Raw genomic sequence first — 26,128 nt, 5'->3', positions numbered from 1 at the left:
TGATAGTCATAAAAAGCCCCTGAAAATCAGTTAAAGTACATTTATAAGATTTAAGCTTTTAGCCAAATAAGAATCAGGGATATTTTATGACAACGACGCGCTATGCAAATATTTTAAAACCATTACATCTGGGTTTCACCACGATTAAAAACCGTGTGGTGATGGGATCAATGCATACGGGCTTGGAAGATCGTTTTTATAATTATCCTAAACTGGCCGCTTATTTTGGTGAACGTGCCAAAGGTGGTGTGGGTCTCCTGATTACTGGCGGGATTTCACCGAATCGTCAAGGCTGGTTATTGCCTGCTGGTGGAACCATGAATACCTTGGGCGATATTGCACCGCACCGACTGGTTACGCATGCCGTGCATAAGCATGGGGCCAAGATTCTGTTGCAGATTTTGCATGCCGGACGTTATGGCTATCAGCCTTTTGTGGTATCTGCCAGTCCGATCAAATCGCCAATTTCACCTTTTAAACCACGTCAGATGTCTGAAAACCAGATTCTGGATACGATTCAGGACTATGTTAAAACTGCAAAACTGGCTAAAAAAGCGGGTTATGACGGCGTGGAAATCATGGGCTCTGAAGGGTATTTGATTAACCAGTTTTTAAGCCGTCATGTCAATCAGCGTACTGATCGCTGGGGCGGAGAAATTGAAAACCGCATGCGTTTTGCAGTGGAAATTGTTAAAGCGATTCGTGCTGAAATTGGTGAAAGATTTATTATCTGTTTCCGTTTGTCCTTGCTAGATCTGGTGCATGATGGCAATACTATGCAGGAAGTGATTACCGTCGCTAAAGCATTAGAGAAGGCTGGAATAACTTTACTCAATACTGGTATTGGCTGGCATGAAGCGCGTATTCCGACGATTGTCACTTCTGTTCCTCGTGCTGCATTCGTAGATTACACCGCAGAAGTCAAAAAGCATGTTGCTGTTCCAGTCATTGCATCGAACCGGATCAATATGCCAGAAACTGCTGAAGCAATTTTGGCATCGGGTCAGGCAGATATGGTGCAAATGGCACGCCCGTTATTGGCAGATGCATTTTGGGTGAATAAGACAGCAACCAATCGAGTTGATGAAATTAATACCTGTATCGCCTGTAATCAGGCCTGCCTGGATCATACCTTTAAAAATAAACGTGCTACCTGTCTGGTGAATCCACGTGCCGGCTATGAAACCGAACTGGTTTATGTCAAAACCAAAAAACCTAAAGGCATCGCCGTGGTAGGTGGTGGAGTGGCAGGTTTATCCGCAGCTACAGTCGCAGCTAGCCGCGGTCATGATGTGACTTTGTTTGAAGCCACTAATGAAGTGGGTGGGCAATTTAATCTGGCCAAAGTAATTCCAGGTAAAGAAGAATTCCATGAAACCATTCGCTATTTCAAAGTACAACTGGAAAAAACCGGGGTAGATGTCCGTTTAAATACTCGAGTGAATCGGGAGCAACTGGAACGCGAAGGTTTTGATGAAGTCATTGTGGCTACGGGCGTTGTTCCGCGTGAATTGAAAATTACCGGTAGTGATGCACCTCAAGTCCTGTCTTATGCTGAAGTATTGCGCGGCGCACCAGTAGGAGATCGTGTCGCTGTCATTGGTGCCGGAGGAATTGGTTTTGATGTATCAGAATTTTTATTAAAGCCACCGCATCAGCCACAACCGCAACCAGTAGATGAATGGAAACGGGAATGGGGTGTAGATCTGCATGCAAATTATGTAAGTGAAGGCGGACTGCAGCCAGCAGAAGTCGAGCCACCTGTACGTGAAATTTATCTATTACAGCGTAAAACTACTGCTTTAGGAGCAGGCTTAGGTAAAACCACGGGCTGGGTTCATCGTGCCCAATTAAAAAAACATGGCGTACGCATGTTACGCGGTGTGCACTATAAATCGATCACGGACGAAGGTTTGTGGATTGAAGTGGATGGACATGATCAGTTGCTGCGTGTAGATACGGTCGTGGTTTGTGCTGGTCAGGAGTCAGTCAAAGATGTCATGCCTTCAGAGGATCAAAAGACTTTAGCGAATTACCATATTATTGGTGGAGCAAAGCTGGCTGCTGAGCTGGATGCCAAGCGCGCAATTCGTGAAGGGGCTGAATTGGCAGCAAAATTGTAAGGATTTGATGAAACTATATGCAGTTGATGAGATTCACTGTAATTTTCACTTGTCAGTCACCTAAAAGCTCCGTATTATTGCGCACATGGAAGCGTGGCAGAGCGGTTTAATGCACCGGTCTTGAAAACCGACGAGGGCTTATACCCCTCCGTGAGTTCGAATCTCACCGCTTCCGCCAGATACGGAAAACCCCGATCATTGATCGGGGTTTTTTATTGCCTAAGTTTTATTGAGTGGGAAATTGTCTGATTTTTTAGATAAAGCAGATAGATAACAAGCTAATTGATCTAATTTCTAAGATATTTTCTTATTAAAAAATGAATGAATAAAAACGAATGCATATATGGCTCTAATTTCTAAAATTTAATCCCAGTCATTGAGCTTAAGTCTCAATTAAAAAAGTATGATCTAAATTTTTATCTGAAAAAGAGGATATAAAAATTTAGAGCTTATTTTATTGCCGTTATTAGTTTATTAAATAGAACATTTTTCATTATTAATTCGCTGAATGACTGAAACAGCTGAAAGTCGACTACGATAGTAGGATAATTTTTTGTTCTTTTCGGCTTTCATTTATGTCGAATTTTAAAGTGCGAGTTAAAAATGGCAACTGAACCTCTGAATCCTAAACGTCCACTTTATATTCCCTACGCAGGCACTGCATTACTTGAACTCCCATTGCTGAATAAAGGCTCAGCTTTCTCTGTAGAAGAACGTATTCATTTTAATTTACATGGACTTTTGCCCCAAGTGATCGAATCGATTGAGGAACAAAGTCAGCGTTCGTATCAGCAATACTGCTCATTCAATGATGCAATCAATAAGCATATTTACCTACGTAACATCCAGGACACCAACGAGACGCTTTTCTATCATTTGATTGAAAATCACTTAAGCGAAATGATGCCGATCATCTATACGCCAACGGTAGGAGAAGCATGTCAGCATTTTTCCGAGATTTATCGCCGTCATCGCGGGGTTTTTATTTCCTATCCAGATCGGGATCATATTGAGCACATCCTGCATAACGTGAATCGAAGAAATGTCAAAGTGATTGTGATTACGGATGGAGAGCGCATTCTTGGTTTAGGTGATCAAGGCATTGGCGGAATGGGTATTCCGATTGGAAAGCTGGCTTTATATACGGCCTGCGGAGGCATTAGTCCGGCCTATACCTTACCAATTACCTTAGATGTAGGCACGAACAACGAGCAGTTGTTGAATGATCCGATTTATATGGGATGGCGTCAGCCTCGTATCACCGGTGATGAATATTATGAATTTGTCGAAATGGTGATACAGGCAATTCAGCAAAGATGGCCCGATGCGCTGATTCAATTTGAAGATTTTGCCCAGCACAATGCCATGCCTTTACTGGAAAAATATCGAGATCGAATATGTTGCTTCAATGACGATATTCAGGGTACGGCAGCTGTGGCAGTAGGCAGTTTGATTGCGGCTTCCTATGCGTCAAACAAACAATTAAAAGATCAGACCATTGCTTTCTTGGGAGCAGGTTCAGCCGGTTGTGGGATCGCTGAACAGATTGTGGCAAAAATGGTGGCAGAAGGCCTGACTGATGCTGAAGCGCGTAAGCGGGTTTTTATGGTGGATCGCTTCGGCCTTATTACTCAAAACCAGCCAAACCTATTAAATTTCCAGAGAAAACTGGCTCAAGAACCAGAAAATATTGCTGAATGGGGAAATGCCGAAGAGATTATTTCTCTATTGGATGTCATCAAATATGCAAAACCCACAGTACTGATTGGGGTATCTGGACAGCCGGGATTATTTAGTAAAGAAGTAATCACGACCATGGCTGAAAATTGTGAACATCCGATCATCTTTCCTTTATCGAATCCTACTTCTCGCGTAGAAGCTGTTCCAGCCGATATTATTCAATGGACCAATGGAAAAGCCCTGATTGCTACAGGTAGCCCATTTGCACCCGTTAATTATCAGGAACACATTTATACTATTTCTCAATGTAATAACTCTTATATTTTCCCGGGAATTGGACTAGGCGTGATTGCTTCAGGCGCTACACGAGTCACGGATAATATGCTGATGGCATCAAGTAATGCCTTAGCAGAATGCTCTCCAAAACTTCAAGACCCAACCGCCAATTTGTTGCCAGATCTGGATCAGATTCAGCATATTTCCAAGATTATTGCTCTAAGGGTTGCACAAGCTGCGGTTGAGGATGGCGTCGCTCCAAAAGTTGGTTCTGAGGTGCTGCAGAAAGCCATAGATGCGAATTTCTGGATACCGGAATACCGGGAATATAAGCGTGTGACCTTTTAATATTATTAGGGAAAGGGCAGTTTAAAATTAAGTAAAGCAGAGCGATGACATTGTTATTTCTCTGCTTCTTTGTTTGCAGGAAACGAAAGTACACTAAAATGTAAAAGTTTAACTCACTCAAGCAATATGGATTTATTTTATCAAGTCGTTGAAATTAAATAAAATATAATGAAAATTCTGTAAATAATAAAATAATATTTATAAAGTAATTAAATATATATATAAGAAAACTTGATTATTTTAAATCTTCCTGTATACTGGCCTTAACTAGAAAAAAGTCTTGTTGCAAAAAATCTTCCTTAAGTATCGTCGTTTTATTCATAATCCTTCGTTTTATCCAGATTTTAAGTTCCATTCTTTATTATTTTCAAAGTTACAACTGGTCATTCAGATGACTAAAAATTATTAAAAATTAGTAGGTTTTATTATGTCAAACTCAAATATTGTTAAAGGTACTGTAAAGTGGTTCAACGAAACTAAAGGTTTCGGTTTTATTCAACAAGAATCTGGTCCAGATGTTTTTGCTCATTTCAGTGAAATTGCTAGTTCAGGTTTTAAAACCTTAATGGAAGGTCAGCAAGTTGAATTCAGCGTAGTTCAAGGTCAAAAAGGCCCAAATGCTGTAAATATTACTGCGCTATAAGTCTGTAGAATAAAAAAGCACGCATCAGTGCTTTTTTATTGTTTTAAATAAAAGTTAAAAAGCTTTTTCTAGATTGGAAGAAGTATAAAAATAGGATACAAGTTGTTAAAAATTAATGAATTAATTGCAAAATCTAAAAATGGTACAGAAATTATTGTTTCTTTGATTCCCTTGAATAAAATGCAAAATACACGTCAAGGTTTTAAGGAAATTGAAGTAGGTAAAAGAGTACTGCTTCAATCAGGAATCGAAGTTGACCTGAATCTAGACGGTCGTACATTTTATACATCTTTAAATCAATTATTTAAATTAAATCATAAAGTTATTTAATATTTAAATTATATATTGGCTAACCAATTTCTAGCCGATCTCTCTTATAATCATTACTAAAGGTTTATTTATGCTTAAGCAAAATATTAATGTGAAAGATCAATTCGGTGTTCAATACGTGATTCAGGCTACTGTTGACCCTGATTTTGTTCATACCCAATCGGATTCTAACGTTAAGCATATTACGGTTGAAGGTGAAAATATTCGCCCAAGTTTTGAAATGTTTTTTCAAAGCACCATCAGCGGCAAAATTTTCAAAATTATTTAGTGGTCATATGACATGACCAAAAGTGAATATAAAAAATCCTGGTATCTTGCCAGGATTTTGTCTTTGAAATTATTCACTTCTTAATTAAACCTATTCATCGTCTTATAAATAAACCCTGAATTAATAAGCACATTTTAGTTCACACTTAAATCGACTTAGCCATCATTTCAGTGATCTATATTTTATATCTTCTACTACTTATGCTTTTAGGCATAAAACTATCATGAATCTATAAAAAATCTAATACACATCAAATCAGAAAGCCAATCAGAGTTAAAACCCGTCAAGGTTATTATGAGTTTCGTTGGTATGAACTTAAGTCATATAAATGACTGAGGATATACAGCTGGTTTAAGGTGGTGAGCAAGGGCAGTTCAGTTTTAGTTTTGCTAGGACATTCAGAAGCTAAGTATTTAATCTTTTATTTTTGAATATTTAATACTCTATAGATGATCATAAAGTCAGGAGTTTACTCTATGAATAAATGTATAAAATTACTCGCCAAAAAAAAATTAAGTATTACTTTTCTAGAGAGTGCATCAGCAGGTTACCTGGCTTACCGATTTTCCCAAAATAAATATTCGGGTGATATTTTATATGGCGGACTGGTCTGTTATGACATGGGTGTCAAAGAGAATATTTTAAAAATCAAACCTGAATTTATTAAAAAATATACTCCAGAATCTATGGAAGTCACGCAGGAAATGGTCAGAAAAGCCAAGAAAATGTTTTATTCTGATATTTATATTGCCTGTACAGGACTATTAAAAAGAGGCGGGACAGAAACTAAAGAAAAGCCAGTAGGAACTTTTTTCTATGTGATTTCTTATAAAGATGAGCTCTATAGTTTCCGCTTTCTTTGCAGAGGAAAACCGAGAGAGAAATTAAAAAAACTGGCGAGAAATATTAATCTGAGCTTAATTGAAATCCTTGAAGGCAGTCGAGACAAGAAAAATAAATAGCTATTTATTTAGTTCTCACTGATCGCTAATACACGGATCATGAAAATGTTCTGCTATAAAAAATCCCAGCCGAAGCCGGGATTTTTTTATATTAAATTGGTCAATTAGTAAGGATAGTTAGGGAGAGGGCCGTTTGCTGGAATGGTGAGCCATTGTCCTGTTGCCAGGCGATTTGAACCGCCATCTGGTTGCGCATAGAAATACAAAGGTGCGGTAGGCAGATTAAGCATGGCGACTGAAGCATGTGCGGTTGCAGTTAAAGGCAAGCCATAAAGTGCATAGAAATCTTTAAGATCATAGCCCATGATTTTTGAACTGAGTACATAAATCAGGTCAGGGCGGCTCATGTTTTTCGCATTAAATGCACCTAGTCCCAGTTTATTCTTATCTGCTTGAGAAGCTTTACTTAAATCGATCTGGTTATATAAACGTTGTGCCGTATTCAGTAGGCGTATGAACTCAAATACACCCTGAAGATCAGGTCGCGATTTACCTTGATGTAAACGGGTATAGTTCATGGCCATCTGGATATGGAAGGCTTGCATCGATACATGATAGCCATCTTGCCATAAGCGTTTTTCCATGGCGGCACGTTGTACCTCACCTGACAGACCAAGACTCCGTGTATCCTTGATATTGGCATATAAGGTTGGGTGGCGGAAGTTGCTGCCATTACTGTCCTGAGCATATAGATGATATTTACGCATCATGCTTAGGCCTGCCAGAATGTTGTTATTACATTCCACTACGCAACCAATAGTTATTCCGGTTTCAGTAGAAGGGAATACCATGGTTAAGACATCCTGAACAGTATTATGTCCCAGTTCATGCACCCAGCCCCAACCGGTATCAAGTTGACCCATCTGATGGATTTCCTGAGCACAGGAAGCCACAGGTCGCAATCCAGCCCACAAAATGTTGAACACGGGGCACGATGAACTGTGCCGGTACAATCCCAGCCTAATTCATTACAACGCTGTGCCGTACTGCTATCCAGCGGCATGTTGTTATAACCGTTAGCAATGTGGTTACTGTCAAAGATTACGCCCTTAATCTGATCCACATAGGTACGTGCCGATCGATCACCAATGGCTTTTAAAGCATAGTCATTGGTCTGTTGAATTTCACCACCAACAAATTTAAAAGTGTTCCAGCCGAAGTTTCTACTTTGCAGGATGCTGGTGGCTTCGCTAATATCCGCTTCAGTGATCGTTTGAGTAAAATCATAATGCGCATATTTTGCTGCGCCTTTGATTTTTAAGGTCACCACCGAGCCTGCTTTGGCATTGCTGTAATTCAACATCAATGGTCCACCGAACGGGCTAATAAAGTCATTGCTTTGAGTGGCGTCTAATTTTACGGTGAAACTATTGGGACGGCGAGGACGTTTATAGCCGCCATCATCAAAGGGATTGCCCCAGGCACGTAAATAGCTGGTCTGGACTGAAAGCTGCGCACCCTGAGCATCAACAATCTCAATACTGACAGGTTTGCCCGGAATGCTGGCACGACCAATTGTGGTAATTCCACTGCCTTGTGGAATGGTCACGGTAATGGTTTCGGCTTGAGCACTGACAGCCATGTTTTGTGCAGAGGCTGGCATATAATCGCCGGCACCATTTGGATTCACCAATGTGGTTTTGCGTTTATAGTCCGTCCAGGAGTCGCTGGCATAGGTACGCATAAAAGTCAGAGCATCGCCATTTTTCGACAGTCCGCTGTAATTCACGCCTGGACGCCAGAGATCTGCCAATAACACCAAAGCTTTTAGAATCTGATTATTATTTTTTGCGCTAAATGCAGTAATGCCTTGTGCATTTAAATTTTGTAGATTGGTAGAAGCTTTATTGATGGTTTGAATCAACGGATTATTGGCATTTAAATCACCTAGACGTGCCGCACTTGGTGACTTGAAATATTCCAACATTTGGATCGTACTATCAATGTCATTCACTTTATTCCATTGATCTGTGATAGAACGTCCTGAAGACATGAGTAAAGTATCTTGGCCACGCCAGTAATTATTATTGGTTTCAATCTTCAATGCCGAAAAGATTTTTTCCATCGGTGTAGTGACGTTATAACCCATTGCCTGGAAATATATTGGCTTACCTGCCTCCAGATATTCCTGAATCAAGCTGGATTCAAAATTATTGGCGCCAATATTACTGCCTAAAATCATCAGGTCAGCATCTTTCCAGCAGGTATTGGTTTGATCCAGTACATTACATTGTAGAAAGGTAACTTTAACCCCTAAATGGTGGGCAAAATATTTTCTATCATGCTCAGGTTGGTTTGTGCCAGACCATTCACGGTAAGTTTTAGTTCTTGTTTAGGCTGTGCTTGTGTTTTCCCCGTCAATAGCCAGCGAAAACCATTGTTGAGCACGGGTGCAAAATCTACCACGTCAGGACTATTCGCTGAGATTCCCCCAAGCATATTCTGGCCAAAAGTCAGCGCACGGCCTTTACCGATTTGTGATGCGACTCCCAGACCACAGCCTTTATTTGCCTGCTGACTTAAATTCCAGCCGCAGGCTTGATCTGAAACTGCAATTGGCAAAGCTGCGCTTAAATCATAAGGATAAAGATTAATCGAAGCAGTTGGCGTAAATTGCAGTTGAGGTTGCAAAACTTTGCCATTCGAACTGGTATAGAGTGAGGTAATTAAACCCTTTTGCCATGTTTGTTGTTGCTTGGCGAGCTGCAAGGCCCAGTCTAACAATGTAGCGGAATCTTGCTGAATCAAAGGTCGGGCATCACCTGTACTCAATGCCTTATTAATCCGGGTGGTCGTTGGCGTTTGTGGATTTAAAGGTGGTGTACTGCCATCAGGTGTTTCTACAGGTGAGGGGGATGATTCCTCGTTATCAGATGGATTAGTTGTTGATGGTGGATTAACAGCAGAATCTGGTGTTTCTGCAGGAGAAGATGTTCCGCTACTGCCACCTCCACCACAGGCAATCAGACTCATCGATAGCGATAAGGCTAGTAAGGTTGTTCTCAACCTCAAATAATTTCTTTCCACAATTTTCCCCAAGGTATAACCAAAAAGACGACATTATTTTTAAAGTTGTCGTAAATATCAGATGAGAATTATAGAAGTAAGTGGCGATAAAATAGAACCAATATTTAATTTAAGTATATGTTTTTTAATGATAAATAATTATTAAAAATAATTTTAAATGTGATGCGGGTTGAGTTAATTTTTATTTGTTTTAATTAGGCCGCAGTTTAAAAATTGCCTCAATCCCAGCTGAAAATTCATGTTCTATCAGTTTTGACTTCGAACTTGAGTAGGGCCAGCGCAATTCTTTCTACATGTTGATAAGCAGGTTGCTCTAATTCTTCACCAAAAATATCCGGATCAATTTCCTCATAAGACCAGTCAATATTTTGATGCTGTTTCACTAAATCCTCCAGATGCTGTAAGAAGCGATTGCCGTCCTGACAAATAGTGACGCCAGTATATAAAAATAGACGTCCATCTGGACTGAGTCGCTGTAAACCCTGTTTGATAATCTTAAAAGACAATTCATTGCCATTCAGTTCATTGCCTCCATGACGGTATTGTCGTTGATCTGGATCAATTAAATAAGGAGGATTGGCAAAAATCAGATCGAACTGGCCTTCAAGACCAGAAAATAAATTACTCTGCACAGGATAAATCGTATCAAAATCTGAAAAATCAATATTAATCTGGCTATAGAGAAGGGCTTTCGGATTCAGATCTGCGACAAAGATTTCCTCATGATCTGGAAAATGTTTAGCTATATGAATTGCAGCAGCAGAAGTGCCACAGCATATTTCAGCCGCCCGTTTAAAAGAATTGGCCTGGCAAGATAAATACTGCTTTAAATGATAGGCAAAACGGTAAGTATCAGGACCAAAAAAAACAGCGTCCTGTTGGGTGGTGGGAAAGGCTGAGTGAATAAATAATTCGTCTTCGAGTGAAGCGACTCTGATCAGACTTTTATATGTATTATCCTGAACTTCCAAAAGCTGATGCTCTAATAATAATGAAAAAAGAACAGGATCAAGATCGGTAATTGTAAATTCCAGATTCCAGCCAAAGATATCCTGTAGGGTTTTATATTTATTTTTTTCGCTTCTTTTACGATCCAGAATCCGTTGATGGGAAAGTGGGGTAATGGCCGTAAACTGATATTGCTGCTGTTTTAAAAAGTCTAATAAAAAGTGCAGAGCTTGTTGCTGGCTGCTTTGGATTTCTAAAATCTGGTTCATTAGATGTGCTCTTCGGTTTATTCAGAATAAATGAAAAGGTGCATACACCTGTTTAATCTATACAAGATAATGACCAGAACAGCCATTCGCTATATTGATTCAATCAAAATGGATCAGCTCAATCTTCGCCCAAAATTTACTGTTGTTCGGTAAAAAACTGATGTGAATTGGTTTAATTTGTATAGTGGGATATTGAAGTTCAAATCCTTATAAAGAATGAATCACTTTTATTTTTATATGTTTTCTATAAAAAATGCCGACTGATCAAAATGATGGGTCGGCATAGACTGAATATAAATAGAAGTTTTAATTAGCAGCTTCTGGCAAATCAAACCAGATCACTTGTGCATCTTCAATTGCTTTAATCTCTGCGTCATCCATAAAGGCAATCGCACCACCAGCTTCAACTGTATATTCTGCAATTTGTACTGAGCCAGAAATCACATGTACATAATTGATATGCTGGGTAGCCTTAATATCTAGACTTTGACCTTGCTGGATCACGGCTGTTTTGACTTCAGCATTTTGACGAATGTGCATGGGTGCATTGTCATTTGGTCCACAAATTAAATGCCATTGATTTGGTTGTTCTTTTGCGTCCAGACGAATTTGCTGATAATTTGGCTGAGCATCATGTTCATTCGGAATGATCCAGATTTGCAGGAGATGCACCTGTTCATCGCCCTGGTTCATTTCACTATGACGTACACCGGTTCCAGCACTCATCAGTTGCCATTCACCTGCTGCAATACCGCCATGATTGCCCATACTGTCCTGATGAGTAATCGTGCCTTTCAATACACAGGTCAGGATTTCCATATTGTCATGCGGATGGGTACCAAAGCCCTGATGTGCATCAATCAGATCATCATTAATAACGCGTAATGCACTCACGCCCATATAGTTCGGATTGTACCAGTTGCCAAATGAGAAGCTGTGTTTAGACTCCAGCCAGCCCATTTTTACATGACCACGATTTTCACTTGGATGTAGAAAAGCTTTCATGAATTTATCTCACTTTAATTTTTAACTTGAGATCATCATAACGTTGTTTTAATTCTTAAAAAATTATAAACAGGCGACAGATCATTGCATTTTTGCAACGATATAAGAGAAAGCAGGTATAAAAAAGCCCACTCGTAAGCGGGCTTAGGTATTTAAATAAAGATTATTCAAGGAAACGGACAGTTACGCCTGATTTCACTTTACGGCCTAAATCATTCGCATCCCAGTTAGTCAGACGGATACAACCATGTGACGCAGTTTTAGAGATTGCAGATGGATTTGGCGTACCATGAATACCAAATGATTTTTTGCTTAAACCGATCCAGATATTACCTACAGGACCGTTTGGACCAGGTGGTAAAGAAAGTGGTTTCTTGTTGTTGCCTTGAACAAAGTTAGATGGTGAGTAGCTATACCATGGGTTTTTCGCTACGCCAGTCACTTTATAAGTTCCTGTTGGCGATGGAGTACTCGAACTGCCAATCGTTGCAGGGAAAGAAGCGATCATCTGGTTACGGCTATTGAACAGATAAAGCTGCTTAGCACCTTTATGCGCCACAATTAAATGAATATCTTCAGGCACTTCATTGCGGATATTGGCAACAATCAGCTTTTCCCCAGCTTTCTTAAAGGTAGCTTTTGGATTTAACTTTTTCAAAAAGTCTTCATCCATATGGAATTTTTCACCCAGCATTTCAGTTACGCGAGTGTAATACAGACCTTTCATTTTTGCCTGTAAGGCATAGTCAGAAGGAATAGACTCGGCATAAGGACCTTTCAGGTCTTCTTCAGTGATGGTGTATTCAACAAAAGCAGGCTTAGAACCCTGTTTAGCCAATAGGGCATCCCAAGTTTCCTGAGTCAACGTACCTGTTGGTTTAATGCCATTCATTTGCTGGAAAGATGCGATCGCTTTCAAGGTATTTTTACCGCTAGTACCGTCAATCGCACCTGGAGAAGCATGGGCATTATTCAACATGACATGCGCACGTGCATATACCGGAAATTGGCCTTTACCAATATCTTCATACCAGCTTGCATTATTAAGGCCGTCTAAAGTCCAAGATGCTTTCGCAGCAGCAGAATTTGTCGGTGCTTTAGTCGTGGTTAGAGCAGCACCGATATTGGCAGTCTGGTCTTCAGTATCTTGTAATACATCTAATGCTTCAGAAGCTTTCTTCAGATCTTGTTGTTCTTGAGCACTAATTCGAGTTTCTGCTTGTGCTGCCGAAGCTTCAGTCGCTAAAGGATCAATCGGATCCTGAACCGCAACATCAGTGACAACTTGGGGGTTTAATGGTTGTTCAGCATTAGACGCAGCGAAAACAGTACCTGCGAAAATGCAACCTAGACTCACAGCGAGCATTGTGCGAACGAACATGTAACTCAACCTTAAAAATATTTCGTTAACTATGTGAAAAAACACTATAAGTATTACAGAAAAAATGTGGAGATGCAGTAGTTCTTTTGTGTAGTTCCTCACATTTGATCACTTAACATGATCGGTTTTTAAAGTCATGAGAAGTTATTCAAAATGCAGCCATTTTGTTATGATGTGGGCAATATCAAAGATAGATAGGAAAGTGAATGACGACCTTAAAAAATGATCGTTTTCTGCGCGCATTGTTACGTGAACCTGTAGATACTACCCCTGTATGGATGATGCGTCAGGCAGGCCGTTATTTACCAGAATATCGAGAAACACGTGCCAAAGCAGGGGATTTCCTTTCTCTTTGCAAAAATACTGAATTTGCCTGTGAAGTGACTTTGCAGCCTTTACGCCGTTATGAGCTGGATGCGGCCATTTTATTTTCGGACATTCTGACTGTACCAGATGCTTTAGGTCTGGGTCTGTATTTTGAAGCAGGTGAAGGTCCGAAATTCCACAAAACTGTGCGGACTGAACAGGATGTGGCTAATTTACCCAAATTCAATGCCAAGTCTGACCTTGATTATGTAATGAATGCAGTATCGACCATTCGTTCCGCTTTGGGTGGGCAAGTACCATTGATCGGCTTCTCTGGCAGTCCGTGGACCTTGGCGACATATATGGTTGAAGGGGGTTCGAGCAAAGACTTCCGCTTCACTAAAAACATGATGTATGCACAGCCAGAGGTTCTGCATGCTTTATTAGAACGTTTAGCAGATGCTGTGACTGAATATCTGAATGCCCAGATTGATGCCGGTGCTCAGGCAGTACAGATCTTTGATAGCTGGGGCGGGGCACTTGCTCATCGTGAATATATTGAATTTTCACTCAATTATATGCAGAAAATTGTGGCAGGTTTGCAACGTGAAAAAGATGGCCGCAAGATTCCAGTGATTCTGTTTACCAAAGGTGGCGGTCAATGGCTGGAGCCTATGGTTGCGACCGGTGCAGATGCTTTTGGTCTGGACTGGACTACACCGCTCAATGTTGCGCGTCAGACTGTTGCAGGCCGTGCCGCACTACAAGGCAACCTGGATCCGGCAACTTTATATGGCACTCCAGACGCGATTGCTAAAGCAACCAAGTTGATGCTGGATGATGCCTATGCCAACGGTGAAAAAACCGGTTATGTAGCCAACTTAGGTCATGGCATTACCCAGTGGGTGGATCCAGCCAATCCTAAAGTATTTATTGATACCGTACATGAGTACAGCGCTAAATATCTTTAGGATGTAAACCTTGATCGACTTTTTTAAATCAGGGTTTGAATTTATCTATAAGGCAGCTTCGGCTGCCTTATTTGGGATTCTGCTCCTGCTTGCTTTTGCACAAACCGCATCAATGGGTAGTGAACTATTTTACGGTTTCTACCGCTATGACTATCTATTATTTTTCGCTTTACTGATTCAGGTGGTATTACTCTATACCAAACTGGAATCCTGGGCCGAAGCCAAAGTAATTGCCTTGTTCCATATCATGGCGATGGTCATGGAAATTTTCCTGACCCATCCGGCGATTGCATCCTGGCAATATCCACAACCTGCGATTTTTAAAATACTGACGGTGCCTTTATTTGCCGGCTTTATGTATTCGGCTGTCGGCAGTTTTTTTGCACGTTCCTTACGCTTATACCAAGTTTCATTTGAAAAATTGCCGCGCTTTAGCCATATGCTGGCTTTGGCAGTACTGTCCTACATCAACTTTATGAGTAAATTCTTCATTCCCGACTATCGTTTGCTGTTATTTGTCTGGAGTGTAGTGATGTTCTGGAAAACCAGAATTCGATTTCAGTTGAATCAGCATGCTTTTCAGCTGCCGATGTTACCTGTCCTGTTGATTTTGGCTTTCATTATCTGGGTGGCTGAGAACATCAGTACCTTTTATCAGATCTGGCTATATCCAAGCCAGGTAGAAAAATGGCACATGGTCGGTTGGGGTAAGCTCGGTTCCTGGTATTTACTTTTATTGCTCAGTCTGGTGCTGGTATTAAAGATTCTAGGACAGCGTAATTCTCAAGGTAACTGGAGTCTAAAAACCCGGTAAAACTATTCTGTTTATCTTTATGTAAATCAGACAGTTTTTTCATTGCGCCAAATTAGACTTCCCGCTACTCTCCTGAATGTGTAATGAAGATTACATCATTAGCGTAATAACAAAAGATGCATGAGAATAACCGGAGAATAAGTATGTTAAAAAAGATTATGCTCGCTGTGGTATTGGCAACGGGTTCTGGTATGGCGATGGCGGATAGAGATGTAGGTTGTGGTATTGGTAGCCAGGTATGGGCAGGCCAGTCAGGCATTATTCCTAAGCTGCTTGCAGGTACAACAAACGTCCTGTTTACTAACCAGTGGCTGGGTATTACTTTCGGTACTTTAGGATGTAGCCAGGGCGGTACAGTAACGGCTCAAGTCGTGACTTTTACCAATGAAAATGCTGAGGCATTGGCACGTGATATGGCCGTAGGTGAAGGTGAAAGCCTGAATGTACTGGCTGAACTGCTAAATATCAAGGCAGAAGACAAAGCACGTTTCTTCACTGTATCTAAGCAGAATTTCTCTGAAATCTATTCAGAAGAAAACCAGAATACTTTACAAGTGTTAAGTACTCTACAAACAGTCATGGCTAAAGATGAAGTATTAAAAGCTTATATCTAAGTATCGCTGTAAAAACCCTGCTGTCCTGGCAGGGTTTTCTTATAAATAAAAACTGAAAAGAACCGTTGACTGAATGAAATATGCTTTTTTGCTCCCAGCCTTGCTGTGGAGTCCCCTAAGTTTTGCATCCGAAATTTCTCCAGATATTCAAGCTTATCTAGAACAAGCCACACAAAAAAAATTGCACCAGACCGCGACCTGGCAGCGTTTGATGTATGTCAATGCTGAAGGAAAAAGTGAAGTCAGCTATGCTGGCTATTTTCTGGCAAAGCAGAGCAAGACAGACCTGCAACTTGAATTGGAGCAAAATATACAGGCATTGTTTGAGCCAGCAGAACCCAATCAGTCTGTACGATGTGAATTTCCGGCGCGTAGTCAGTGGTTAATGCAACAGCTGAATATTTCTGAACAGCAATTGCCTGAAGCGAGTTGCCCGGATTTTGAGCGCTGGATGAATGAAGTCAAGCCTTATCAAGCGACCCTGATTTATGCCACCGATTATATGGGTAATCCCAGCTCCATGTTTGGTCATACTTTGCTGCGTCTGGATCCCAAAGACCAGCAGCAACTGAATCTGGTTTCTTATGCGGTCAATTATGCTGCCACAGTTGACAGTAATGATAACTGGTCCTTTGCCTGGAAAGGGCTGACCGGACAATATCCGGGGGAATATTCCTTGATGCCGTATTACCGCAAAGTCAAGGAATATGGTGACTTTGAAAGCCGTGATTTATGGGAATATGAACTTAATTTAACACCTGAAGAAACCGGTTTTCTGGTGAAGCATCTCTGGGAAATGCAGCAGGTAAGTTTCCCTTATTATTTCATTAATGATAACTGTGCTTATCGTCTACTAGGGCTTTTTGATCTGGTGCGTCCTGAACTGAACTTGCAGCAGCAATTCGATACCGCCGCGATTCCGGTCGAAACTTTAAAAGTTGTGGAACAGCAGGGACTGATCAGGAAAAAGATTTACCGTCCGGCACTGGAAACTCAATTACTGGCTCAAGCCCGGCAACATGGCAAATCCTTGGCAAAAACTGCGCATCAGGTAGCGTATGCAGAAACCTCTGAAATGGAAACCATACTGCAAAATTATCCGGCTGAAGATCAGGCCAAGATTCTGGAAATGGCCTACGACCATTTATATCTGGATTTTCTTCGTCAAGAAGTTGATGAATCTTTTGCCCAGCCGCGCTTTCGCAAATTATTGGGCCTAAGAAGTCAGTTGGCGATAGACAAACAGCGTCAGCAGCCAGAGCGTCCAAAAATAGATCCGGTTCAAAGCCATCATGCCCGAAATATCGTTCTTGAAACTGGGCAAGTACAGGGTGAGACTTTTGTGCAGCTCGGTCATCGTCAGGCTTATCACGACCTCATGGATCCGCAAGGCGGGCTGCGTACAGGAACCCAATTATTATTCCTGGATGGTGCATTGCAATACCGTGATGACCGCGTGAAGCTGGAGCACCTGGATCTACTTACAGTGAATTCCTATAACCCGATCAATGCATTTAAAGCGCCGTTATCTTGGGGTTTTAGTTTGGGCTGGAAACAGGAAGCACTGGATCAGCATGGCCAGTTTAGTACCGAGCAGCAGCATGGCATAGCCAATTTTCAGGTTCAGGGGGGCTATAGCTGGGCAAATGAAGCACGTGAACATCTCTGTTATGTGCAGCTACAAAATCATGTGCAGGCCGGAAAGGCGCTAGACAAAGGATGGCGTATCGGTATGGGGCCAACGGTGGGTTGCCAGAATATCTGGACGAATCAGGTTAATAGTCTGGTACAGGTGGAATTGCCATACTGGGAAGACTCTCATCAGTGGCAGCTAAAGTTGAAAAGCCAGCTGCAATATGCATGGAATACACAAAATGCCATTCGGGCGGGCTGGGAATATCGGCAACAGGACTCGAAAGACTGGGAAAAATGGAGTCTGGGCTTAGTCCATTATTTCTGATTTGGCGAACATAACATCGAATATTGAGTAAATTAATTTTATAGATCAAATGACTTGTATTTGAATGTTTAAAATAAATTCATGTTCGGAGACTTCTACCGATATTATCAAAGATTGTATTCAGTAATTGGGTTAAAATGCCTGAATATTGTTGTATTTGTCACATAATATCACTGCGAATCGCAAAGTATCGGGAAAAGTTATATGAATAATGAGTGTATGGCTATGCTGGCGGAGCAGTGGGAGCAGATCTGTCAAAATTATTCATCAGATGATTTGCTACACGCATTTCAGTTTATTCAAGACCACTCTTTGGTACTGGTAGAAGAATTCTATAAAAATATGCTTCTGGAAGAAGAAGCATCTCAGTATTTTACTGATGAGCTGATTCAGCAGCGTTTACGCGATACTTTACATCAATGGCTTTCAGAAAGTTTTAGTGTAGCGCTGAATAAGCGTTATGCAGAGGCTGTGCAAAAACAGAATATCGTTGGACATGTGCATGCACGCGTCGGGATTCCATCCTGGCTGATTATGCGCGGTGTACGAGAAATTCAGCGCAAAATGTTTGAATTGCTGAGTTTAAATCCGCAGCCGAACATGCTTACTACCTGTAGTTATATTGTACAAATCATGGGATTTGCCACAGAAATTATGTGTCGTTCCTATGAGGCGAAATCCGTCCAGAATCAGGAAATGAAGCACAGTTACCGGGTATTTTCTGCAATGCAAGATGTCGCGGTACAAAAAGATAAACAGCGCAGTTCATTGCTGGATTGGGAAAATGAGCTGATGTTCAAGGTCTTTTCTGGAACTACAGGCATTAGACATCAAATGCTGTCCAAGTCAGAATTTGGCTTATGGTTTATTCATAAGGCGTCTTATGCCTTTACCGGTTCTGATCAGGTCGATTTAATTATCGAGCGAATTTATCAGATCGATACGCTGAATCAGGCAGTGCTGGAATGTACTGAAAAAGATCAGATGCTGAATCTGATTCAAAGTATTCGTGACTTAAACCGTGAAATACAGCACTTGGTCGATCAATTATTCCAGGTTGCAGATTACATCGAATCTGGAAATGACTCTCTAACCCAGTTATTGAATCGCCGTTATTTAAATACCATTATTTCACGTGAAATCAATTTCTCTCGTGATAACCAGACACCATTATCCTTGCTAGCGATTGATGCCGACTTCTTCAAAGCCATTAATGATAAATATGGTCATGCAGCCGGCGATCTGGCCTTAAAATTTATTGCTGATGCCCTACAGAAATACATTCAGGGCAGTGACTATGCGTTCCGTGTCGGTGGTGAGGAATTCCTGCTGCTGCTGGTGGATTCCGATGAAAGACGCGCGCTAAATATTGCTGAAAATATCCGTACATATGTAGAGCATGGCCTGATCAGTACGGCTCAAGGACAGCAATTTAGACTCACAGTTAGTATCGGCTGCGCGTTATTTGATGGTCATCCGGATTACCAAAGATTCCTGGATGCCGCAGATGCTGCACTGTATATGGCTAAAAATACAGGGCGTAACCGGGTCTATCTGGCGCAACCTTCTCAAATTCAGGGCGCACAAAAAGCGTCTGTCTAATTTAAAATTTGCTGCTGAATCGCAGCCTGAAATTGCTGTTTTTGCCGTACATATTCGGGATGGACTTTGGCTTTATCCCATTTTTGTTTAAATATTTTCGCTGCAGCAGCTTTAACCGGATCTTCAGAACTGCGCGGCAATTCCTCACGCCCATGCGCACCACTTAAACCCTTTTTATCATCTGGAACCGGACCATCGTATTTTTTGCCGCCTTTATGATTGGCATAACGTCGGGCGCGGGTATAACCCATTTGTAAAAACTTGCGTGCCATATCGGCCCCGACGAAATCTTCCTGTTTTAAATATTCTAGAAACAGGGCATAAATTTTTTCACTACTGGCTTGGGCTTTTTCCGCATCTGCAAAACGCCAGTGGGGCAGAATTTCCGACTTATAAGGTTCTACTAAAAGCACGCCTTGCTCACCGCGTCCAATCCGGTATAAGTCTGGACGTTTACGGAAATCAATTTTTTTAAAATCTAGACTATAGTCAAAACTATTTGAATGAACACGTGAAGGGCGTTTAGGCGGATCAGGCTGTTTTCTACTCATGGCTGTTTCCAGAATTTATACACTTGGATCATGCAGCCTTCTAAACAAAAGATCTGTATTTAAACATGGCAGGAAATGTAGTCAGGAAATTAATTATGCAGCATCAATTTGTTTATTTTTAAAACTAGGGAAGTTAAGTTAATGAGACAACTTTTTGAAAAGAATGTAGGGATAAAATTTTAAGAAATTGAATGAATACGTAGAAAAGTTAAGGAATTGATTGCAAAATTCCTTAACTGATGAAGATATTGAATTCGTACTTATCTTTTAACTTTCTACCACGACATAATATTTTTTAACGGCTTCAACCACTTCAAAAGTGCCAATAAAACCGGGTGGAATAATGCCGGCTTCACCTGCTTTGATTTCAACAAAGGATTGTCTTTGAGCATCATGTAAACGGACGATCCCTTCGATTACCTGAAAGAATTCCTGTTTATTCTCGGCAAATACGATATTCCACGCACCCACTTCACATTGCCAGATTCCGCAATCCATATTGGGATGTTGATAGGCACTCTGAGTCAGGCGTTTAGGATTGCCTTTAACCAGCCGGTCTGGCCGTGGATAATCGATACTTTCTTCAGCCTGGCCTAAACCTTGACCCGCAATCCAAATAGATGACATTTTCGTAACCTCACCGTGTAAAAAAGCCCCAATATCAATTGAGGCTTTCATGTATGAATCTATATTAATAACTTTCTGGTACAGCGCCTAAAAACTCACGGCGGACTTCTTTATCGGTTTTAAAGTCACCGATAAATGACACCGTACGCGTCGTCGATTCCTGTTTGCCAACACCACGCATCATCATACACATATGTGCTGAATCAATCATCACAGCCACACCACGTGCATTGGTGACTTCAGCAACCGCTTCTGCGATTTGCTGGGTCAGATTTTCCTGAATCTGCAAACGACGGGCAAACATTTCAGTAATTCGGGCAAATTTAGACAGCCCCAATACCTTGCCTTCAGGTAAATAGGCAATATGTACACGGCCATAAAATGGCAATAAATGGTGTTCGCAGAGTGAATAAAATTCGATATTTTTCACTAAAACCATTTCACGGTTATCTGATGGAAAAACCGCACTATTGGTCACTTCTTCCAGAGTCTGGCTATAACCTGAGGTTAAATACGAAAACGCTTTCGCAGCACGCACGGGCGTATCTTTGAGACCAGGGCGATTGAGATCTTCACCAACGGCAGTAAGAATGTTTGCGTAAGATTGCTGCATAGTCATATGACGTATTCACTTAAACTGAGAATGAACAAGGACGGCATTGTAGCAGAAATCTTTTACAATGCCTTATTTTGGGGGTAAATCCGCTTACTGTTTAAACTTTGGATTTTTTTCTGCACGTTTTAGCAAAACTAAAACTGCGCCAGTGCCACCCTGTTTTTCAGGCGCACTGACAAAGGCCAGAACATCACGGTGCTGACGTAACCAGCCGTTGACATAAGTTTTTAAAATCGCTTCCGGCCCTTTGCCATGTACGATCTTGATCACGTTCTGGTTTTCATCTTTGGCGATCTGGATAATCTGAAGCACAGCCTGACGTGCCTCTTCGACCGTACAACCATGCAGGTCGACAGCTTCGAACCAGCGCAGATTGCCTGCTTTTAAATCTTCAAAAACCTTATGCTGCAAGGTCGCAATGCGGTAGCTTAAGCTCGCCTGACTGCCAACCGGATTGAGCATGGCTTGAGTATCAGACAGGACGGTTTCATCGGTATGCATGGGGCCTTCGGCAGCAGCACGCTTGGCCAAAGTTTGCGCATCGACTTTTTTCTTGGGAGATTTTTCTATTTTCGCAATATTGCCGGCATCAATTTTTTGTACGCCTTGCATCTGCTTGCGAAATAGATCGAGGTCTTCCTCCTGTTCCTGCTCCGCTGTTTTCACGACAGGGGCAACAGGTTCAGCCTTAGGCTGAGGATGACTAATTTGCTTTTTAAGATCTTTGAGTAAATTGTACTGATCTTTAGAAAGCGAAGAATCGTGTTTGCTCATAATCTGGAAACGGGGGAGATACTGAATTTGGTAAATTATAGTCTTAAATGACTGAAAGGAGAAATGAATTGCACTAAATACAACATATCCCAAACCCAGCATTAATTTCTCAATAGTTTTCTAAGATTGTATAGCTTGATGAACTTTAAATAGAAAATAATTCATGAATATTCTCCTTTTATCATCTTAACAGTTGCCTCGATGGAACATCTCTCTTTAAATATAAATCAATCAAACCTGGAAAATAAAAAAATGAGTTATTCAGGCAGTTGTTTGTGTGGCGATGTCCAGTTCAAAGTAAATACGAATATTCAGGCCATGTATCATTGTCACTGCAGTTTATGTCGTAAACAGAGTGGTACGGCCGCGAATGCAGCAACTTTAGTTCATCAGCAATATTTTGAATGGACCTCAGAACAGACTTCAATTTCCTGCTATCAAAAAGAGACCGGATTTCGTTCTCATTTTTGTCAACACTGTGGCTCGCCTGTACCGAATCAGGTAGGTACAATTGCATTGATCTGGATTCCTTTAGGGCTTCTGGATCAAGCACCCAAAATTCAGCACAGACTGAGTTTTTGTCTGAACTCGAAGGTGGATTGGGCAGATGAAATCAAGGCGGATAAGTCCTATTCTGAACTGCCAGAATTTGAAAAATTAATCTCTTATTTTGATCATTCAACTCAGTATTAAATGAATTTGGTTAATAGAAATAAAAAAAGCCCCATGCTGAGATGGGGCTTTTTTTATACTTAATATTTTAAACCGATTCAGGCTCACCGAATAAATCACGGAAAGCATGATCTGGACGTGGCTGTTTCATGAAACTTTCACCGACCAGGAAGGCATGAATATCATGTTCCTGCATCATCGAAACATCAGCAGGGGTCGCAATACCGCTTTCAGTGACCAGCAGGCGTGAAGGATCCAGTAATTTTTTCAGACGTAGTGATGTATTCAGGTCGACATCAAAAGTTTTTAAATTACGGTTGTTCACACCCAGCAGACAACGATCAGGCAGTTTTAAAGCACGTCCTAATTCTTCTTCATCATGCACTTCAACCAGTACATCCAGATTATGCTCAAATGCGGTTTTAGACATTTCCTCTAACTGCTGATCAGACAGACAGGCCACGATCAGCAAGATACAGTCTGCATGTAGGGCACGCGCTTCAATCACGCCATAAGGATCGATCAGGAAGTCTTTACGCAACGCAGGCAAGTCACAGTGCGAACGGGCGATCTGAATATTTTCATCAGCACCCTGAAAAAAATCCACATCAGTCAGTACAGATAAACAGGCAGCGCCGGCATCCTGATATTGTGCCGCAATTTCTGCAGGATTGAAGTTTTCACGAATCACGCCTTTGGACGGAGAAGCCTTTTTAATTTCAGCGATTACACCCGGACGTTTAGACATTAAAGATTGAGCAAAACCACGTACAGGTGTCGCGCCTTGAGCTAACTCTTCTATATCCTTATAGCTTTTCTGCTTCAAACGAAGAGCGAACTCTTCTTTCTTTCGATCAACAATTTTACCCAAAATTGTATTTGCAATATCAACCATGATTCAAATTCCTGACCGTATTAAGCTTCATATTGTTTGATGGTTTTGGTGAATTCAGACAGCACGCTCATTTTTTCCAGTGCCTGGCCACCATAAATAATATCGTGTGCCAATGCAACACCTTGCTTATAGCTTGAAGTCAGGCCTGATACATAAATACCAGCACCGGCATTTAGGGCAATCATATTGGCAGCCTTATGACCGATCTCAGATTTCTTCTTGCCTAAGGCATCTTTAATCAGAGCCAGACTTTCTGCTGAACTTTCAATAATTAAGCCAGTTAAGGTTTGCGATTCAATGTCGACCTGTTCAGGAATGATTTCCCATTCAGTGATTTCACCGTTTTTCAGCTCAGCCACATGCGTCGAAGAAGCCAGACTGATTTCATCTAAGCCATCACGTGAATGTACGACCATGACATGTTCAGCACCGAGCTGTTTCATGACTTCTGCAATTGGGCGGCAAAGTTCATTGGAAAATACCCCGATGACCAAACGTTTTACGCCGGCCGGATTCGTAAGCGGGCCGAGCAGGTTGAAAATACTGCGAATACCCAGTTCTTTACGTGGACCAATCGCATATTTCATGGCTTTGTGATGATTCGGTGCGAACAGGAAGCCCACACCAATATCACGGATACAGCGTTCGGTTTGCTGCATATTCAAATCAAGATTAATGCCTGCCTGTTCCAGTAAATCTGAAGAGCCTGATTTGGTAGAAACACCACGGTTACCATGTTTGGCAATCGTTGCACCAGCTGCTGCAATTACAAAGGCTGAAGCGGTAGATACGTTAAACAGGTTTTGTCCATCACCGCCTGTACCGACGATATCCACCAGATGAGGGACATCACTGACATCAATTTTGGTTGCCAGTTCACGCATGACACGTGCTGCAGCAGTAATCTCGTCAATACTTTCGCCTTTCAGGCGTAGACCCATGAGCAGAGCACCGATCTGGGCATCGGTTGCTTCGCCAGACATAATGGTGCGCATCACGTCTTCCATTTGTTCCTGAGTCAGGTGAATGTTTTTAGTAATATTGCTTAAAGCTTGTTGAATATTCATGACTTGCGTTTTGCCCATTATGCGTAAATTTCAAGAAAGTTTTTAAAGATCTGATGACCATGCTGGCTCAGGATTGATTCCGGATGGAACTGCACGCCTTCAATCGGTAGTGTCTTATGTTTAATCCCCATGATTTCTTCCATAGAGCCATCTTCTTCATTGGTCCAGCAGGTCACTTCCAGGCATTCAGGTAAAGTGGCCTGATCAATCACCAGCGAGTGGTAACGCGTCGCAGAGAAAGGATTCGGTAGGTTGCTGAAAATACCTTTGTCGCTGTGATACATATCAGACAAACGCCCATGCATGACGCGTTTGGCACGAATAATATCGCCACCAAAAGCCTGACCAATACTTTGATGCCCCAAACAAACACCGAGCAGGGGAATCTTGCCGCCAAAATGCTGAATGGCAGGAATCGAAATTCCCGCTTCACTTGGCGAACATGGACCAGGACCAATCACCAGATACTTGGGTTGCCATCGCTCAATATCCTCCAATGTCACGGCATCATTGCGGACTACTTTTACTTCTTGATTTAGTTCGCCAAAATACTGGACGATGTTATAAGTAAAGGAGTCATAGTTGTCGATCATTAGAAGCATGAGCTTAACCTATTGAAATTATTGCACTTAACTGTGCTAAAGTGATCCAGATTGAGCTTTATCGGGACTTGTTGCAAGTCTAGGGAATACACGACTAAATCGTTGATTTCATTGTGTGAAAATAAAGCACGCCTCATCATAGCAAAAAATAGCCACATCGGGCGCAATAATTTTTCAATTTTCAGCCTGGTGATTAGCTCACAGCCTTTTAAATATTTTAAATGTGCGTATAAGTAATTAACTGACGAAAAGTAAGTTTAAATAAATATTGCAGTTATTATTTTTTTAAATTAAAAATAAATAGGTTTTAAATTATTAAAGTAATGATGCTGAAAAAAACATCATTTGAATAATAATGCATGGGATAAATCAAACAATAAGATCGACAATTTGAATAAAAGTGACTCAAAATAGTGATCTTTTTAAATACACAAACCTCCAGATACCACTTTGTAACTGATAAAAATTAACCAGAATTAAACGAAATTGAATATTTTTTAAACTAAATTAGCATAAAAACGCAAATCCTCACTGAAAAGTGCTCCTATTCTTACCTAATATGAAATCATCGCACTATTTAGGTGCGCTAAAAAAATACCTGTAACAAATCTTAGGAAGAATGCTTGAATATAGTGCATTTAGTTTAAGTCACAGTATAATAGCGACAAGGTATTTTTATCTTCCTATGTTTTCTTATAAAGATTTCAAGATTTTAGATATACTTTTAAAAGTTGGTACGCTAATTGCTTAATAGATACCAACTTCTAACACGCACTTTGCGAGTGCAACAAAAAACA

General features: G+C 41.0%; 24 protein-coding genes, 1 tRNA gene and 1 pseudogene. 13 read left to right on the top strand and 13 right to left on the bottom strand.

What is annotated here, in order from left to right:
* Positions 1 to 86 precede the first annotated feature (86 nt).
* The 7 genes from FTV12_RS00730 (at position 87) to FTV12_RS00700 (ending at position 6,630) form a co-directional block, all read left to right on the top strand.
* On the top strand, positions 87 to 2,123 hold the full coding sequence (locus tag FTV12_RS00730; RefSeq protein WP_180010803.1) for an NADPH-dependent 2,4-dienoyl-CoA reductase: 2,037 nt from the start codon (positions 87 to 89) through the stop codon (positions 2,121 to 2,123).
* 87 nt (positions 2,124 to 2,210) lie between these two features.
* Positions 2,211 to 2,301, top strand: a tRNA-Ser gene (locus FTV12_RS00725).
* A gap of 425 nt (positions 2,302 to 2,726) precedes the next feature.
* Positions 2,727 to 4,427 carry an NAD-dependent malic enzyme gene (locus FTV12_RS00720; protein WP_159124414.1) on the top strand — a complete coding sequence of 567 codons (1,701 nt, stop codon included), beginning with the start codon at positions 2,727 to 2,729 and terminating at the stop codon, positions 4,425 to 4,427.
* Between the two features lie 427 nt (positions 4,428 to 4,854).
* Entirely contained in the window at positions 4,855 to 5,070 is a 216-nt protein-coding gene (locus FTV12_RS00715; protein WP_004782814.1) for a cold-shock protein, read from the top strand.
* A 102-nt stretch (positions 5,071 to 5,172) separates the two neighbouring features.
* Entirely contained in the window at positions 5,173 to 5,400 is a 228-nt protein-coding gene (locus FTV12_RS00710; protein WP_004782813.1) for a hypothetical protein, read from the top strand.
* Between the two features lie 70 nt (positions 5,401 to 5,470).
* On the top strand, positions 5,471 to 5,668 hold the full coding sequence (locus tag FTV12_RS00705; RefSeq protein WP_034706083.1) for a hypothetical protein: 198 nt from the start codon (positions 5,471 to 5,473) through the stop codon (positions 5,666 to 5,668).
* A 476-nt stretch (positions 5,669 to 6,144) separates the two neighbouring features.
* Entirely contained in the window at positions 6,145 to 6,630 is a 486-nt protein-coding gene (locus FTV12_RS00700) for a CinA family protein (protein WP_034706081.1), read from the top strand.
* 104 nt (positions 6,631 to 6,734) lie between these two features.
* Here the strand turns inward: FTV12_RS00700 and FTV12_RS16460 are convergent, their stop codons facing one another.
* From FTV12_RS16460 to FTV12_RS00680, 6 genes and pseudogenes are all read right to left on the bottom strand, one after another.
* A complete protein-coding gene (locus tag FTV12_RS16460) occupies positions 6,735 to 7,493 on the bottom strand; it encodes a hypothetical protein (RefSeq protein ID WP_257218394.1) in 759 nt (252 codons plus the stop codon).
* Positions 7,424 to 8,866: pseudogene (locus FTV12_RS16455) on the bottom strand (ImpA family metalloprotease); the annotation flags it as partial. The gene FTV12_RS16460 and the pseudogene FTV12_RS16455, both read right to left, overlap by 70 nt.
* Positions 8,867 to 8,883: 17 nt before the next feature.
* On the bottom strand, positions 8,884 to 9,657 hold the full coding sequence (locus FTV12_RS16450) for a hypothetical protein (protein ID WP_373687216.1): 774 nt from the start codon (positions 9,655 to 9,657) through the stop codon (positions 8,884 to 8,886).
* 236 nt (positions 9,658 to 9,893) lie between these two features.
* The gene (locus tag FTV12_RS00690; protein WP_180010805.1) at positions 9,894 to 10,874 is read right to left on the bottom strand and encodes a class I SAM-dependent methyltransferase; all 981 of its coding nucleotides are present in this window, start codon (positions 10,872 to 10,874) and stop codon (positions 9,894 to 9,896) included.
* A gap of 306 nt (positions 10,875 to 11,180) precedes the next feature.
* A complete protein-coding gene (locus FTV12_RS00685; protein WP_180010807.1) occupies positions 11,181 to 11,879 on the bottom strand; it encodes a pirin-like bicupin family protein in 699 nt (232 codons plus the stop codon).
* 163 nt (positions 11,880 to 12,042) lie between these two features.
* A complete protein-coding gene (locus FTV12_RS00680) occupies positions 12,043 to 13,260 on the bottom strand; it encodes a L,D-transpeptidase family protein (protein WP_179992060.1) in 1,218 nt (405 codons plus the stop codon).
* 206 nt (positions 13,261 to 13,466) lie between these two features.
* On the opposite strand from FTV12_RS00680, the gene hemE reads away from it, so the two are divergent.
* The 5 genes from hemE (at position 13,467) to FTV12_RS00655 (ending at position 19,527) form a co-directional block, all read left to right on the top strand.
* The gene (gene hemE / locus FTV12_RS00675) at positions 13,467 to 14,537 is read left to right on the top strand and encodes a uroporphyrinogen decarboxylase (protein WP_179992059.1); all 1,071 of its coding nucleotides are present in this window, start codon (positions 13,467 to 13,469) and stop codon (positions 14,535 to 14,537) included.
* 10 nt (positions 14,538 to 14,547) lie between these two features.
* Complete coding sequence (locus FTV12_RS00670; RefSeq protein ID WP_179992058.1) at positions 14,548 to 15,351, top strand: DUF817 family protein; 804 nt, start codon at positions 14,548 to 14,550, stop codon at positions 15,349 to 15,351.
* A 143-nt stretch (positions 15,352 to 15,494) separates the two neighbouring features.
* Positions 15,495 to 15,965: a DUF3015 family protein gene (locus FTV12_RS00665; protein ID WP_004782788.1), complete on the top strand. Its 471-nt coding sequence runs from the start codon at positions 15,495 to 15,497 to the stop codon at positions 15,963 to 15,965.
* Positions 15,966 to 16,038: 73 nt separating this feature from the next.
* The gene (locus FTV12_RS00660) at positions 16,039 to 17,925 is read left to right on the top strand and encodes a DUF4105 domain-containing protein (RefSeq protein ID WP_180025176.1); all 1,887 of its coding nucleotides are present in this window, start codon (positions 16,039 to 16,041) and stop codon (positions 17,923 to 17,925) included.
* Between the two features lie 204 nt (positions 17,926 to 18,129).
* Positions 18,130 to 19,527 carry a diguanylate cyclase gene (locus FTV12_RS00655; protein ID WP_180010811.1) on the top strand — a complete coding sequence of 466 codons (1,398 nt, stop codon included), beginning with the start codon at positions 18,130 to 18,132 and terminating at the stop codon, positions 19,525 to 19,527.
* On the opposite strand, the gene FTV12_RS00650 is transcribed toward FTV12_RS00655, so the two are convergent.
* From FTV12_RS00650 to FTV12_RS00635, 4 genes are all read right to left on the bottom strand, one after another.
* Entirely contained in the window at positions 19,524 to 20,078 is a 555-nt protein-coding gene (locus FTV12_RS00650) for a DUF4385 domain-containing protein (RefSeq protein ID WP_179992055.1), read from the bottom strand. The genes FTV12_RS00655 and FTV12_RS00650 overlap by 4 nt on opposite strands.
* A 267-nt stretch (positions 20,079 to 20,345) precedes the next feature.
* Positions 20,346 to 20,705 carry a cupin domain-containing protein gene (locus FTV12_RS00645; RefSeq protein ID WP_159124404.1) on the bottom strand — a complete coding sequence of 120 codons (360 nt, stop codon included), beginning with the start codon at positions 20,703 to 20,705 and terminating at the stop codon, positions 20,346 to 20,348.
* Positions 20,706 to 20,769: 64 nt separating this feature from the next.
* Positions 20,770 to 21,318, bottom strand: coding sequence for a GTP cyclohydrolase I FolE (gene folE, locus FTV12_RS00640; RefSeq protein ID WP_171064799.1), 549 nt, complete (start codon positions 21,316 to 21,318; stop codon positions 20,770 to 20,772).
* A 93-nt stretch (positions 21,319 to 21,411) separates the two neighbouring features.
* Positions 21,412 to 22,095, bottom strand: coding sequence for a Smr/MutS family protein (locus FTV12_RS00635; RefSeq protein WP_034590020.1), 684 nt, complete (start codon positions 22,093 to 22,095; stop codon positions 21,412 to 21,414).
* 252 nt (positions 22,096 to 22,347) lie between these two features.
* On the opposite strand from FTV12_RS00635, the gene FTV12_RS00630 reads away from it, so the two are divergent.
* Positions 22,348 to 22,788 carry a GFA family protein gene (locus FTV12_RS00630; protein ID WP_179992054.1) on the top strand — a complete coding sequence of 147 codons (441 nt, stop codon included), beginning with the start codon at positions 22,348 to 22,350 and terminating at the stop codon, positions 22,786 to 22,788.
* Between the two features lie 67 nt (positions 22,789 to 22,855).
* Here the strand turns inward: FTV12_RS00630 and trpC are convergent, their stop codons facing one another.
* From trpC to FTV12_RS00615, 3 genes are read right to left on the bottom strand one after another with little or no spacing between them, the layout of a single operon-like run.
* Positions 22,856 to 23,662, bottom strand: coding sequence for an indole-3-glycerol phosphate synthase TrpC (gene trpC, locus FTV12_RS00625; RefSeq protein ID WP_180025175.1), 807 nt, complete (start codon positions 23,660 to 23,662; stop codon positions 22,856 to 22,858).
* Between the two features lie 20 nt (positions 23,663 to 23,682).
* On the bottom strand, positions 23,683 to 24,729 hold the full coding sequence (trpD, locus tag FTV12_RS00620) for an anthranilate phosphoribosyltransferase (protein WP_034590018.1): 1,047 nt from the start codon (positions 24,727 to 24,729) through the stop codon (positions 23,683 to 23,685).
* 17 nt (positions 24,730 to 24,746) lie between these two features.
* Positions 24,747 to 25,331, bottom strand: coding sequence for an aminodeoxychorismate/anthranilate synthase component II (locus FTV12_RS00615; RefSeq protein ID WP_004782771.1), 585 nt, complete (start codon positions 25,329 to 25,331; stop codon positions 24,747 to 24,749).
* Positions 25,332 to 26,128 lie beyond the last annotated feature (797 nt).

It is taken from the genome of Acinetobacter sp. YH12233 (assembly GCF_013417725.1).
Taxonomy (GTDB): Bacteria; Pseudomonadota; Gammaproteobacteria; order Pseudomonadales; family Moraxellaceae; genus Acinetobacter.
Note: the sequence above shows the minus strand (reverse complement) of the source record. Positions and strands in the feature narration are given on the sequence as shown.